General features: G+C 48.4%; 13 protein-coding genes. 3 read left to right on the top strand and 10 right to left on the bottom strand.

Features of this window, described 5'->3' with window-relative positions:
- Positions 1–28 precede the first annotated feature (28 nt).
- Both QOR82_RS00880 and QOR82_RS00875 read left to right on the top strand, forming a co-directional pair.
- The gene (locus QOR82_RS00880) at positions 29–1219 is read left to right on the top strand and encodes a thiolase family protein (RefSeq protein ID WP_283582883.1); all 1191 of its coding nucleotides are present in this window, start codon (positions 29–31) and stop codon (positions 1217–1219) included.
- A 39-nt stretch (positions 1220–1258) separates the two neighbouring features.
- Positions 1259–1705 carry a nucleoside 2-deoxyribosyltransferase gene (locus tag QOR82_RS00875; protein ID WP_283582882.1) on the top strand — a complete coding sequence of 149 codons (447 nt, stop codon included), beginning with the start codon at positions 1259–1261 and terminating at the stop codon, positions 1703–1705.
- A 119-nt stretch (positions 1706–1824) separates the two neighbouring features.
- On the opposite strand, the gene QOR82_RS00870 is transcribed toward QOR82_RS00875, so the two are convergent.
- The 7 genes from QOR82_RS00870 to QOR82_RS00840 all read right to left on the bottom strand — a co-directional run bounded on the left by QOR82_RS00870 (position 1825) and on the right by QOR82_RS00840 (position 10602).
- Positions 1825–2343 (bottom strand): adenine phosphoribosyltransferase, encoded by a 519-nt coding sequence (locus QOR82_RS00870; protein ID WP_283582881.1) that lies wholly within the window; start codon positions 2341–2343, stop codon positions 1825–1827.
- A 19-nt stretch (positions 2344–2362) separates the two neighbouring features.
- Positions 2363–4678, bottom strand: a complete 2316-nt coding sequence (gene recJ / locus QOR82_RS00865) for a single-stranded-DNA-specific exonuclease RecJ (protein WP_283582880.1) — start codon at positions 4676–4678, stop codon at positions 2363–2365.
- Between the two features lie 74 nt (positions 4679–4752).
- Complete coding sequence (locus QOR82_RS00860; protein ID WP_283582879.1) at positions 4753–5586, bottom strand: SDR family NAD(P)-dependent oxidoreductase; 834 nt, start codon at positions 5584–5586, stop codon at positions 4753–4755.
- 15 nt (positions 5587–5601) lie between these two features.
- The gene (rnz, locus tag QOR82_RS00855) at positions 5602–6531 is read right to left on the bottom strand and encodes a ribonuclease Z (RefSeq protein ID WP_283582878.1); all 930 of its coding nucleotides are present in this window, start codon (positions 6529–6531) and stop codon (positions 5602–5604) included.
- A 25-nt stretch (positions 6532–6556) separates the two neighbouring features.
- Positions 6557–7873, bottom strand: coding sequence for a GTPase ObgE (gene obgE / locus QOR82_RS00850; protein ID WP_283582877.1), 1317 nt, complete (start codon positions 7871–7873; stop codon positions 6557–6559).
- Between the two features lie 59 nt (positions 7874–7932).
- The gene (gene uvrC / locus QOR82_RS00845; protein ID WP_283582876.1) at positions 7933–9741 is read right to left on the bottom strand and encodes an excinuclease ABC subunit UvrC; all 1809 of its coding nucleotides are present in this window, start codon (positions 9739–9741) and stop codon (positions 7933–7935) included.
- A 111-nt stretch (positions 9742–9852) separates the two neighbouring features.
- Positions 9853–10602: an amino acid ABC transporter ATP-binding protein gene (locus QOR82_RS00840; RefSeq protein WP_283582875.1), complete on the bottom strand. Its 750-nt coding sequence runs from the start codon at positions 10600–10602 to the stop codon at positions 9853–9855.
- Between the two features lie 164 nt (positions 10603–10766).
- Here QOR82_RS00840 and QOR82_RS00835 point away from each other — a divergent pair, with 164 nt between their 5' ends.
- Complete coding sequence (locus QOR82_RS00835) at positions 10767–10907, top strand: hypothetical protein (RefSeq protein ID WP_283582874.1); 141 nt, start codon at positions 10767–10769, stop codon at positions 10905–10907.
- Between the two features lie 56 nt (positions 10908–10963).
- Here QOR82_RS00835 and yihA read toward each other — a convergent pair whose 3' ends face one another.
- The 3 genes from yihA to QOR82_RS00820 all read right to left on the bottom strand — a co-directional run.
- Positions 10964–11545, bottom strand: a complete 582-nt coding sequence (gene yihA, locus QOR82_RS00830; protein WP_283582873.1) for a ribosome biogenesis GTP-binding protein YihA/YsxC — start codon at positions 11543–11545, stop codon at positions 10964–10966.
- Between the two features lie 22 nt (positions 11546–11567).
- A complete protein-coding gene (gene clpX / locus QOR82_RS00825) occupies positions 11568–12827 on the bottom strand; it encodes an ATP-dependent Clp protease ATP-binding subunit ClpX (protein WP_283582872.1) in 1260 nt (419 codons plus the stop codon).
- A gap of 83 nt (positions 12828–12910) precedes the next feature.
- A partial coding sequence (locus tag QOR82_RS00820) for a transposase (protein ID WP_408612895.1) occupies positions 12911–13101 on the bottom strand: 191 nt, incomplete at its 5' end.

Below are 13101 nucleotides of genomic sequence, written 5' to 3'. Positions count from 1 at the left end.
TATATTAATTTTAGTAAGGAAGGTTTCTATGGACAAGCTGCATTCAGTTTATATCGTTAGTGCCGTCCGCACTCCGATTGGTAAATTTGGCGGCACACTGTCGTCACTAACCGCCGTTGATTTAGGCCAGTGCGCAGTAACGGCAGCTATCGATCGAGCACAAATCCCCCCCTCAGCAATCGATGCAACCTATTTTGGCAACGTCATCCAAGCAGGCAACGGACAAAATCCGGCCCGACAAATCGCAATAAAAAGTGGTATCCCTTATGAAGTTCCGGCCGTGACCCTCAATGCTGTCTGTGCATCAGGTCTCGAAGCCGTCAATATCGCGGCCCGCAACATTTGCCTTGGTGAATACCAGCTCGCTGTGGCCGGAGGCACTGAGAGCATGTCAAACGCCCCTTATTTGTTGAATCAGGCACGGTTTGGCTATCGCCTAGGTGATAGCGAAATCATCGATTCAGTGCAGCGAGACGGCTTGCAAGATGCCTTTCGTGGCTATTCAATGGGCATCACTGCCGAAAATGTCGCCAAACACTACCATATCAGTCGTCAGGAAATGGATCAATTTGCCCTATCCAGTCACCAAAAAGCGGTAGCCGCACAAGATCAAGGCCGTTTCGCGGATGAAATCATTCCTATTACCGTCAAACAGAAAAAGCGGACCTTCGTTGTCAATGAGGATGAGGCACCGCGTCGCAATACCAGTTCCGAGGCTCTTGCCAAACTTCATCCCGCTTTTTGTGAGGATGGACTGGTCACTGCCGGTAATTCTTCCGGCATCAACGATGGTGCCGCGGCAGTCATCCTAGCTAGTGAGGAAGCCGTTGAGAAATACGACTTACGACCATTGGCCCAGTGGCTGGGGGGAACACTGGTCGGCGTCGATCCAGCCTTGATGGGAACCGGGCCGATTCCAGCTACTAAACGCCTCCTCAAAAAGGCAACCATGTCCGTTGCCCAAATTGACCGCTTTGAGATCAATGAAGCCTTTGCTGCTCAGACCATCCCCGTTATTCGTGAATTGGGCATTGCTCCTGACAAGGTCAACCCTAATGGTGGGGCGATCGCCCTCGGCCATCCCCTCGCCGATTCGGGGACGCGCATCCTGGTAACCCTTATTCACGAAATGCGACGCCAGAATGATCACTATGGAGTGGCTACCCTTTGCGTGGGCGGTGGGATGGGCTGCGCCAGCTTGATCAAAACTGTCGATTAATTGAGAAAATCACCAACTAAATGAAAGGATCTGAATTTAATGACAAGAATTTACTTAGCAGGACCATTTTTTAGCGAAAAACAAATTGACCGGATTCACCGGGTAGAACAAGCATTGCAAAATAATGCAACAGTTGATAGCTTCTTCAGTCCAATGGAAACAAATACTACGGACAACGCCGGCAAACAAGGAACGCCAGAATGGGCACGCTTGGTTTATCAGCTCGACACCAAAGAAATCGACCGGGCGGACGTCGTTTGTGCTGTCAGCGACTTTACTCACCAAAATATGGATTCAGGGACGGCCTTTGAAGTTGGTTACGCTGCGGCCAGTCACAAGCCAATTATTGTTCTCCAGGAACTAGATGAACCGCTCAACTTGATGATTGGCCAAGCCCTACACTACTACACTAAATCGGTAGATCAAATCGCTAGTTATGACTTTAAGCTATTACCACAGCAAGCTTATACGGGTAAAACCTTCTAAGAATTTTTTCAGCCAAAAATTGTTTGGCAAAAGTCTAATAACACTGTAAAACGGCCGGTGAAGAAACTTTCACCAGCCGTTTTTGATTTAGCTTTGCAGGACCGTTAACCGGACCCGCTTTAATATTCCATCAACGTCTTGATATCGTAGCCCTTGAGCTTGTCGCGCCCCTTCAGTGCCTTCAGTTCGATCAAAAAGGCACAACCAACCACTTTACCACCGAGCTGATGAACCAGGTCGATCGTCGCACCGATTGTTCCGCCCGTCGCCAAGAGGTCATCAACCACGAGTACTCGTTGACCGGGTTTGATCGCATCGTATTCCATCTGCAAAGTTGCAGTGCCATATTCCAAATTATAGGTCGCACTAACAGCCTTCCGCGGCAGTTTGCCAGCTTTCCGTGCTGGTGCATAACCCACACCCAGTTCGTAGGCAATCGGACAGCCAACGATAAAGCCCCGGGCTTCCGGACTAACCACCATGTCAACCTGCTTGTCAATCGCGTAGTGAACAATTTCATCGGTTGCGGCGCGGTAAGCTGCTCCATCAGCCATTAGGGGAAGAATATCCCGAAAGATAATCCCCTTTTCAGGAAAATCAGGAATGCTTTTCACGTACTTCTTGTAGTCTAGACTCATCTTGCTAGCGTCTCCTTGTCTAATCATTCGTTAGGTGTTTTTCGACCCAGTGCAAAAGCGTCATCGTACTGCTGCCGAGCAATAAATTTTCAGCATCAATTTGTGCAACCCGCTGCCGATAATGCGGTTGCTGGGTCAGGTCTGTTCGCGCCGGTTTGGTAACTAAACGCAAGAAACCATCTTCTATTGTAACAAATCCAGCATCTAAAAACACACTTACCATAAATTTTACTAAACGGCCACTCAGACGCAAAGTCTTTGCCAAGTCGGTTTGCGCTGCCGGCCATAGTAATTTTTCTTGTTTTTGCAAGAGGTAAAATAGCTGAGCAAAACTTTGTCGGGACGGCAAGCCTTCCACCGCTGCGGGGTGGCCTGACCACAGGAGCAAGCGCAAGGAAGATGGCATCGCGGAACTCTTCAAATCCGCTGCTAATTCACGAAGACTCGGTGGACAGTCAACGATCGTCAATTTACGATCGGCAAAATCCGTCTGGCGGGCCTGCTCAGGTGTCAATAATCGACCGTTAATATGACCTGCCACGTTTTTACGCAGGCGTTCCCCATAGATGAGATAATCACTTTCCATCGTAAACATCTGCGGGGTCAGTTGCCGTGTCCGTTCATCAACAATCGGTGATGGTGTAATCAAGATATCCTTGAGCATCAATTCGCAGCGACGTTGTCCTTTCCACTCGTTGATCCCGAGGGTGACCGCTAATTTCACGTGGTCGGCTCCGGCTTGTTGGATTGCCGGTAAGAGTTTAGCTTGGTTAAACGCCACCACATTAACCCGCTGCTCTGAATCGGCAACGGTTAGCCGTAAATGCTCATTTCCTTTTCCCATCGTACGGGCCAAAACAACCTGAGCCGGTGCTAATTCAAACACGGGCTGGGAGTTGCCTGGACCAAAGGGTGCCAAACGTTTTAATTGTTCGGCCAAAGTTAAGTTAATGGCTTGTGGCGTCAAGCGGCCAGCAATCAGCAACGGCTGTTTATCATTTTCATCAAGCTTTTGGTCGGTTGCGGCCTGTTCCAGAACCGCTGCTAAGTCATCGGCTTGGTCAGGCGCAAATGATAAACCACAAGCAGCCGGGTGCCCCCCAAAACTCACCATTAGATCCCGGTGCTTATTTAATGCCGAAAAGAGATTAAAACCCGCTGGAGCGCGTCCTGAAGCCTTGACAAGGGTTTCACCACTATTGATACTAGCAACAATTGTCGGTTTGCCAGTTTCTTCAACAACCCGCGCTGCGGCGATACCAAGGACTCCCTGGTGCCAATCCTTGCCCCGTAGCAAGAGGGTATGACGACGCAGGTTTTGCGAAGAATGGGCCTGCGCAAGGGCTGCTTTCGTAACTCCCTTGACTAATTGCCGTCGTTGCTGATTGATTTCGTCGATATGTTTTGCCAGAGCATCAGCCTTCTCCGGTTCTGGTGTCGTCAGCAGCTGCACCCCATCATTGGCGTCAGCAATCCGGCCGAGGGCGTTCAAACGCGGTGCCAACTGAAAAGCGATATCCTCATCACTAAGTTGGCTTTCGTTAACTCCCGCCAGTTTTACCAATTCATAAATGCCCGCTCGTGTACCCGTGCGCAGTTGTTGAATGCCGGCACTGATTAAAGCCCGGTTTTCACCGCTGACATTAACCACATCCGCAATTTCACCAATCGCTACCAAGTCGAGCAACTCAGTCGGAAACTCTTCCAGCAGTTGCCAAGCCACTTTAAAGGCCACCCCAACACCGGAAAGATCACCACCATCGTATTCTGCTCCTGGATAATGGGGATGGACGATTGCGTAGGCATCAGGCAATTCTTCTGGCAAGTCGTGGTGATCGGTAATAATCACGTCAACTCCCTGCTTCTTCGCCAGGGCAATGGCGTCCTTGCCGGAGACCCCGTTGTCGACAGTAACGATAAGCTGAGTTCCCGCATCAATAAGGCGTTGGTAAGCGTCCACATTCGGCCCATACCCATCTCGAAAACGATTGGGAACATAGTAATTAACTTTGGCACCGACAGTTAAGAGCGTTTCGTACATCAAAGACGTACTGGTAATACCGTCCGCATCATAATCACCATAAACCGTAATTTGCTCGTCGTTGGCTAAGGCTTCTTCAAGTCGTGCGACTGTCTTCTTCATATCATGCAAGTGATCCGGTGGTAAGATATCAGACATCTGAGGGTTAAGAAATTTCTCCGCGTCCGCCACTGACTTGCATCCGCGCTCAACTAAAATCTGTGCCAAGATAGTTGGCAATTCGGTCGACTGGGCAATTGATTCAACCAGCTGATCATCAGCTTTCGTGGCCAGCTGCCATCGATAATGCGCCATCATAACCTCCTTACTTCACAACGAAACGGCCCTGATGATCTACACCATGGCCGCTTCGTTAATTAAACACCGTTTTACAAATTTCTTTTGTCTTGTTGAAAGTCAAAGATCTTCTTAATCGTCCAGTCGCCCATCCCTGGAATCAGCTGATAAATCCAGCTGAGAATGGCCGTATACCCCGGCACGTTGATTTCCCGCGTCTTATAGCCAACATTATCCCAAACCGTTTGGGCAAGCTGGGCAGCGCTGATCATCATACTCTTCGGCAGATGTGAGAGGTAATTGCCACTTGGATCGGCCGCCTTAAAGAAGTGAGTGTCAACCGGTCCTGGATTGACGGTCAAGACTTGAATTCCGTAATCAGCAACCTCCATCCGCAAAATATTGCTAAACTGGATTACCCCCGCTTTCGTGGCCGAATAGGCGGCGGCATTCGGTGTCGGAATTTTTCCTGCTAGGGAACCAATGTTGATGATGGCACCATAACCCTGATCCATCATCTCTTTAGCAACCGACCGGCTTAAATACATTGTGGCCAGCAGGTTGACATTAACCATCGTCGACACTCGTTGCCGAGGCTGTTTGACCACTTCACGCATATCGCCAATACCCGCGGAATTAATCAAAACATCAATATCGCCGACTTCGTGCCGAACTTTGTCTAGCATTTTGTCGACCGCATCAGGATCGGTAACGTCACACTGAAAGGCAAAAGCGGGCCGGCCCGAAAGAACAAGGCAACGCTTAGCAACCCGTTCCAACCGATCTAAATTCCGTGCCACCACGATGACGATTGCACCGCGATGAGCCGCCTCAATCGCAAGTGCGGCACCAATTCCCCGGGAACCGCCAGTGATCAACACAATCTTGTTCTTTAATTTTCGTAGAGATTTGATTCGCCGTAACACGAAAAACCCTCCCATCTATCCATTAAAAGGAATGTCAATGTCATCGAAATCATTTACAACCCGGGTGTTTGAAAAAATATCGCGCACCTGGTAGGCAAGCTGGTAAGCAGCTTTGCCGGTGTAGCGAGCGGAGATATGGGTCAGCAACAAACGCTTGGCATGAGCTCTTTTTGCCAGTTGGGCAGCTTGTCTGCTGGTTGAATGGTAATAACGATGAGCCATCTTTTCTTCGCCCATCGCAAAGGTCGCTTCATGAACCATTACATCAGCATTTTTGGCCAAGGCCACACTGTTATCGACCGGTCGCGTGTCGCCCATAATGGCAACGACTCGTCCCGGTTGCGCTGGGCCGATAAAATCGTGACCGTCTAAAATACGGCCATCTGCCAAGGTCACCTTGTGACCAGCTTTTAATTGCCCATAGACTGGACCAGATGGCACACCTGCCTGCCGTAATTTCTCAACCTGCAATTCGCCCGGATGATCAGCTTCCACAATCCGATAGCCAAAACAAGCAATTTTGTGATCCAGTGCTCGTGCATAAACACTAAAAGTCTGATCCTTGAAAACCAGGCCATCGTGGTCCACCGTGACAAACTTTAACGGGTAGGAAAGACGGGTCCCCGACACCTTCAAAGAGGTCATCACAAAATCACGAATCCCGTGGGGCCCATAGATCGTTAAGGGGCCGGCATTACCTTGAAAAGAACGGGAACTGATCAAACCTGGCAACCCAAAAATATGGTCACCATGAAGGTGTGTGATAAAAATCTTTTCAATTTTTCGTGGCCGAATCGAAGTCCGCAGAATTTGGTGCTGGGTCGCTTCGCCAACGTCAAATAACCAGACAGCGTTTCGTTCATCTAATAATTTCAACGCCGTGCTGGTAACATTGCGCTGCTTGCTAGGTGAACCAGCGCCGGTCCCTAAAAATTGCAGTTCCATTCCCTAATCCTACTTTCTAAAATCATTATTGAACAAATTCAAAGGCAAAATCCCGAATCCGGACGGTGTCGCCATCCTTAATGCCGCGCTTGCGCAATGCCGCATCGACTCCCATGCGCCGTAACTGCCGGGCAAACCGTAACTGTCCTTCCTGGTGATCCATGTTGGTCATCACCAACAGTTTTTCAAGTTTCGCACCCGAAACGACCCAGGTGCCATCGTCATCACGGCTAATAGTAAAGCTATCAGTTTTGGATTGTCCTTCTGGCGTCGGGTGAAATTCGGTTGTCGTCGCTTCATCGTGGCTTTCCGCGTCAAAGGCCGGCGTTTGATCAAGTAGATCTGCCGTTGCCGTCATCAAATCCTTCACACCCTGGTGAGTGACCGCCGAAATTGGAAAGATCCGAGGATTCTGTGCCAACGTGTCGTCCTTGGCAAGAGCCGCTTTAAAATGGGCCAAATTATCAGCCGCGTTAGGCAGATCCATCTTCGTTGCCACGATAATTTGTGGCCGCTTTAATAACTGCGGATCGTAAGACTGCAGTTCGTGGTTGATCGCGTGGAAACGTTCCAAGGCCTGATCCGGATCCTGACTATCCATCGCAATCAAGTGCAACAGGACCCGGGTCCGTTCGATATGACGCAGGAATTTCAAACCGAGACCCACGCCCTTGGAAGCCCCACTGATCAGACCTGGCATATCAGCCATCGCAAAATCGCGCCCGTCATCGAGCATCACCATCCCCAGATTCGGAACCAGGGTTGTAAATTCATAGGCCGCGATTTTTGGTTTGGCACCAGTGACAACTGATAACAGGGTTGACTTGCCGACCGATGGAAAACCGACGAGACCGACGTCAGCCAACATCTTCAGTTCTAATTGCAGGTGGCGTCCCTCGCCAGGTTCACCATTCTCCGCAATTTCAGGTGCCGAATTGCGGGCCGTCGCAAAGTGAACATTGCCACGGCCCCCACGACCACCGCGGGCAACCACTAGTTCCTGACCATTTTTTGTTAAGTCTCCCAGCAGTTGGCCGCTGTCGAGGTCTGTGACGGTCGTTCCTGCCGGGACAGGTACAACAAGATCATCAGCGGCCGCACCACTCATCTTTTTGTTCATCCCGTTCTGACCGTTCTTGGCCCGGAAAATCCGGTGGAAACGAAAGTCCATTAAAGTCCGTAAACCCGGATCGACGCGCAGGATGATGCTGCCACCGCGACCACCATCGCCACCATAAGGGCCGCCCATCGGGACGTATTTTTCGTGACGGAAGGAAACCATCCCGTCGCCACCCTTTCCAGCGTAAACTTCAATTCTGATTTGATCGACAAAGGTATTCATTATTAATCTCCGTTCAATTGATAAAACTAGTATAGGCGATTGGCCCTGGATCGTCAAAATCAGTCATGACTGCTGCCCCGGTTAACGGCAGCATTCCCCTGCAAGGAAACCTTGACCAGTTGCGCCGTTGCCATTGGCACACCAAGTTTGTGAATTTCATCAACACTGGCATCGGCAATTTTAGTAATCGACCCGAATTTACGCAACAGTTTATCACGGGTCTTCGGACCGACACCGTGAATTTCGTCTAACCGGCTGCTTAAGGAATGCTTGGTGTGCACTTGACGATGATAAGTGATCGCAAAACGGTGCACCTCGTCTTGAATCCGCTGCACCAGATAAAAACCCTGGCTGCGCGGGTTGAGGTTAACAGGAGCATCATTTGGGCCAAACAGCAAATCTGCCGTTTTATGCTTATCATTTTTAACCATCCCCACCACCGGAATATGTAGGTCAAGTTCGTTGATGAGCACGTCCTTGACCGCATTCATCTGAATCGATCCACCATCCATAAAAATCATGTCCGGCATCGGCTTGTATTCTTTTAGCAAGCGCGAATAGCGTCGCCGAATGACTTCCCGTGTGCTGGCCGCTTCATCAGCGTGGTCGACCGTTTCCAACTTGTACTTCCGGTAAAGCTTCTTATTGGGTTCCCCATTTTCAAAAACCACCATTGCCGAAACCAGGTCGGCGCCCTGAATATGCGAGTGGTCGAAAGCCTCGATTTTGTGGCCTTCTGGCAAACCGAGCGCATCGGTGATTTCCTTCATTGCCCCGGTCGTCTTTTTCTTATCAAGCTCCAGGAGGCGGAATTTCTCATCAAGAGAGAGGCGAGCATTTTCGCCTGCCATCTTGAGAAGGTCACGTTTTTCGCCCCGCTGGGGGGTCCGAACTGGAACGCCCAAAATATCACTGATTTCTTGATTGGGCAGTCCTGCTGGCAGCAAAATTTCCCGAGGCTTCAAATTATTGCGCCGGTTATAAAACTGCAGAATAAAGCTTGTCATTTCTTCTTCAGCCGTATCAACAATCGGGAAAAGTCGTTTTTCACGCTTCATCAACCGTGATTGCCGAACAAAAAAGACTTGAATCGACAGCCAGCCCTTGTCCATATAAAAATTAAAGAGATCGCGAGGTGTTTTATCGTTGCTGATAATCTTTTGCTTTTCGACCGTTACTTCAATGTAGTGGAGCTGATCGCGAATCTCGGCTGCCCTTTCGTACTCCATCGCCGCGCTGGCTTTCTTCATCTGAGCGGTTAAATGGCGCTTAACTTCAGTAGTATTGCCATTGAGAAAAGATTTAATGCGCTTGATTTGGGCATCATACTCCTCTTTGGGGACCGTTTTAAAGCAAGCGCCGAGGCACTGACCAAGATGATAGTACAAGCACGGACGCCCTTCGTTACCATGGCAACGACGTAGCGGGTAAACTTTCTGAATAAATTTAAGTGTTTCTTCGGCTGCGTAAACATTCGGGTAAGGCCCAAAATAATAAGCACCATCATGGTCTACCTGACCAGTGATCACAGTGCGCGGATCACGTTCGTTAGTGATCTTAATGTAAGGATAGCCCGTCCCCTTCTTCAGCTTAATGTTGAAGTAGGGCTGATGCTTCTGAATTAGGGTGATTTCAAGCAGGAACGATTCTTTGTTTGAATCAGTAATGATAGTGTCAAAATCGGCCACTTCTGACACCATCTGGGCAACTTTACCCGTGTGGCTGCTCTTAAAATAAGAGCGCACACGGTTTTTAAGATTCTTGGCTTTGCCAACATAAATAATATGGCCATTGGCGTTTTTCATCAGATAACAACCGGGACGGTCCGGCAGCAGCTTCAACTTATGCTCAATATGCTCGCTTGCCAATCATCTTCACTTCCTTAGTTATATCAGTTAACTCTTATTTTATAACAAAGCCAGTAACTGACGCAAAAAAAGCGCCTGCTAGGTAGCAGACGTTGTTCTTCAATCAATGGATCATGCATCCAAAATTTTCTTCATAAACTCCTGAGCCCGTTTAGTCTTTTGGTGAGCAAAGAAGTCCTTTGGCGCTCCACTCTCGATAATGCCGCCATCAGCCATGAACCAAATCTGGTCAGCTACGTTTTTGGCAAAACCCATTTCGTGAGTGACAACAACCATCGTCATTCCTTCATTGGCCAACTCTTGCATAACTTTAAGCACTTCACCGACCATTTCGGGATCGAGGGCACTCGTCGGTTCGTCAAAGAGCATCACTTCTGGCTTCATTGCCAGGGAGCGAGCAATGGCAACCCGCTGCTGCTGACCACCTGACAGTGATAAAGGATAGGCATCGGCTTTGCTCTTCATCCCGACCCGATCAAGCAATGCTAAGCCCTCTTTTTTCGCAGCTTCATCGCTTTCGTTACGAACTTTCTTGGGTGCCAATTCGATGTTTTCCAAAACGCTCATATTGGGGAAGAGATTAAAACTTTGAAACACCATTCCCATCTTAGCCCGCATCTGCTGAACTTGTTTATCATCCAGACTGGTGAGGTCGGTACCTTCAAACAGTACCTTTCCTGACGTCGGCTTTTCGAGCAAGTTTAGGCAGCGCAAGAATGTTGACTTACCAGCACCAGAAGGACCGATAACACAAACCACTTCTCCCTTTTTCACCATGCCATTAACGTGATCAAAGATGACGTTCTTGCCAAAGACCTTTTTGAGGTCCTGTATTTCAATCATTGTCTCTGAATCTGCCATTATAGATCCTCCGTCCGTTAAGTTAATGCTGTTATTATACCTAACAATGTTTGAATATGCAACCCTTTCACGAATTTTTGACTGTTTATGCAACAATAATGCATAGTTGCGTCTAGCCAACTGAAATGCTAACATGAAGCAAATACTAAAGGGGGTAAATATCGATGGGATTAGTAACCCGGCAGAGTCGTTCGCTCGACGACCTCTTCAAAAAATTTGCTAATTTGCCAGAAGACAGCAAAAAACGCAAAATGAAGGGTGTAGAAATCAAAGACCCTGAGAAAAAGTCTGACAACAAGAAATAAAGTAAAAAGAACGGGTGATAGGCCAAACAGCTTACCATCCGTTCTTTTATCAGCTATCAGCACATTTTTTCGATCCACTGCCAAATAGCATCTTGACCCCGCTTGGTCGGAGCTGCGAACATCACCAGCCCCGTTTTCCGATCCAGATCAAGTGTCTTTTCAATCGTTTTCTTAGCCCTGGCCAGCTGGCTGGGTTTCAGTTTATCGCTCTTGGTCCCCACCACAAGAGTCGGTAATTGATAGTACTTTAAGTAATTGTACATCGTGACATCATCATCGGTCGGCTGATGACGGGCATCGACCAAAAGAACTACCCCGCGCAACTGCTGACGCTTAGTCAAATAGGCTTCAATCATCCTCCCGAACCGTTCTCGCTCTTTTTTAGAGACTTTCGCGAAGCCATAACCGGGAACATCAACAAAATAAAGTTGATCTTCCACGTGGTAAAAATTTAGAGTCTGCGTTTTACCAGGCTGGCTTGAAGTATGAGCATAGTTGCGGCGGTTGATTAAAACGTTGGTAAGACTCGACTTGCCGACATTGGAGCGCCCAACAAAGGCAATCTCAGGTTGATCACCGCTCGGGTACTGATCAGCCCGCACCGCACTGATTGTCAATTCAACATTATGGACTTGCATTAGTCTTCACCTCGCTAGCATTCTAAGATGCCTGTTCATCTTTGAGAATGTAACGCGGTTCACGATGATCACCGACACAACGCTTATCAATCACCACCGTTGCCACATCCTGGCGGCTTGGCAGATCAAACATCACATCTCGCATGACATCTTCAATAATCGAACGCAAGCCCCGTGCACCGGTTCGCCGCTGGATCGCCATCCGGGCCATCGCCCGCAAAGCACCATCAGTAAACTTCAATTTGCTGCCGTCCAATTTGATTAATTCCTGATATTGCTTGACCAAGGCGTTCTTCGGCTCCGTCAGAATCCGGACTAAATCATCCTCATCCAACTTTTGCAAAGCAGTCAAAACTGGCAGTCGGCCGATAAATTCAGGAATCAGGCCGAAACGGCGCAGATCCTCAGGAATGACATGCTGAAGCACATTCTTATCATTAACCTGCACAGCTTCCTTAGAATCCGTCCCAAAGCCAATCGTCTTGTCGCCAAGTCGTTCCTTAACGATATTTTCAATGCCATCGAAGGCTCCACCAACGATAAAAAGAATGTTGGTCGTATCAACCTGGATGAATTCTTGTTGCGGATGTTTGCGTCCTCCCTGCGGCGGCACGTTAGCAATGGTTCCTTCAAGAATCTTCAGCAGTGCTTGCTGAACCCCTTCCCCGGAAACATCACGAGTAATCGAAACGTTTTCACTCTTCTTGGCGATCTTATCAATTTCGTCAATGTAGATAATGCCGTGCTCAGCTCGCTGAACATTGAAGTCCGACGCTTGCAACAGCTTCAAAATGATGTTTTCGACGTCTTCACCAACGTAACCGGCTTCAGTCAAGGTCGTCGCATCGGCAATCGCGAAGGGTACATTCAGGATCCGTGCCAAGGACTGTGCTAGATAGGTCTTCCCAGAACCAGTTGGCCCGATCACCGCGATGTTACTCTTGGCCAACTCGGTATTGTCAGTCTCGTTCTTATCCATCGCTGTGATGCGCTTATAGTGATTATAAACGGCAACAGCCAAAGTTTTCTTAGCATCCTCTTGGCCAATGACGTACTGGTCGAGCTGGTGAACGATTTCTTCCGGAGTCGGCACCTTGAGGTCTTCGACTGGATGTTCCTGAGCCAATTCTTCGTCAATAATCCGCTTGCACAGATCAACGCATTCATTGCAAATATAAACGCCAGGACCAGCGACAATTTTCGCTACTTCGTCCTGGGATTTGCCACAGAATGAACAGTGAATGGTCCCGTTGTTGTCAGTCCCATTTGTATCTTCAAACATGGTAATATCCTCCCCGTTATTAATTGTGTTTACATTCTAGCAAAGATTTCTCAATTTTTGAAACATTTGAATCCGACGAATTGTCAAACTAAGTGCAACGGTTCTTCAAAAAATATCTCAAACGGTGTTTGATAGTTTAATATTTTTCTAGGACGTCGATTCAGTTGATACTGACAGAATTCGACGTCTTTTTCTGTGTAATTATCAATGTCGGTTCTTTTGGGAAAATACTCTCTAATCAGCCCATTAGTGTTTTCATTGGTACCTCGTTGTT

Source organism: Limosilactobacillus difficilis (assembly GCF_947387495.1).
Taxonomy (GTDB): domain Bacteria; phylum Bacillota; class Bacilli; order Lactobacillales; family Lactobacillaceae; genus Limosilactobacillus; species Limosilactobacillus difficilis.
Note: the sequence above shows the minus strand (reverse complement) of the source record. Positions and strands in the feature narration are given on the sequence as shown.

Excerpts from the sequence above, each read along its gene's own strand:
- clpX (WP_283582872.1), bottom strand. The coding sequence starts at position 12,827 with ATGTTTGAAGATACAAATGGGACTGACAACAACGGGACCATTCACTGT.
- QOR82_RS00840 (WP_283582875.1), bottom strand. The coding sequence starts at position 10,602 with ATGGCAGATTCAGAGACAATGATTGAAATACAGGACCTCAAAAAGGTC.
- obgE (WP_283582877.1), bottom strand. The coding sequence starts at position 7,873 with ATGAATACCTTTGTCGATCAAATCAGAATTGAAGTTTACGCTGGAAAG.
- QOR82_RS00835 (WP_283582874.1), top strand. The coding sequence starts at position 10,767 with ATGGGATTAGTAACCCGGCAGAGTCGTTCGCTCGACGACCTCTTCAAA.
- rnz (WP_283582878.1), bottom strand. The coding sequence starts at position 6,531 with ATGGAACTGCAATTTTTAGGGACCGGCGCTGGTTCACCTAGCAAGCAG.
- recJ (WP_283582880.1), bottom strand. The coding sequence starts at position 4,678 with ATGGCGCATTATCGATGGCAGCTGGCCACGAAAGCTGATGATCAGCTG.
- QOR82_RS00870 (WP_283582881.1), bottom strand. The coding sequence starts at position 2,343 with ATGAGTCTAGACTACAAGAAGTACGTGAAAAGCATTCCTGATTTTCCT.
- QOR82_RS00875 (WP_283582882.1), top strand. The coding sequence starts at position 1,259 with ATGACAAGAATTTACTTAGCAGGACCATTTTTTAGCGAAAAACAAATT.
- yihA (WP_283582873.1), bottom strand. The coding sequence starts at position 11,545 with ATGCAAGTCCATAATGTTGAATTGACAATCAGTGCGGTGCGGGCTGAT.
- QOR82_RS00880 (WP_283582883.1), top strand. The coding sequence starts at position 29 with ATGGACAAGCTGCATTCAGTTTATATCGTTAGTGCCGTCCGCACTCCG.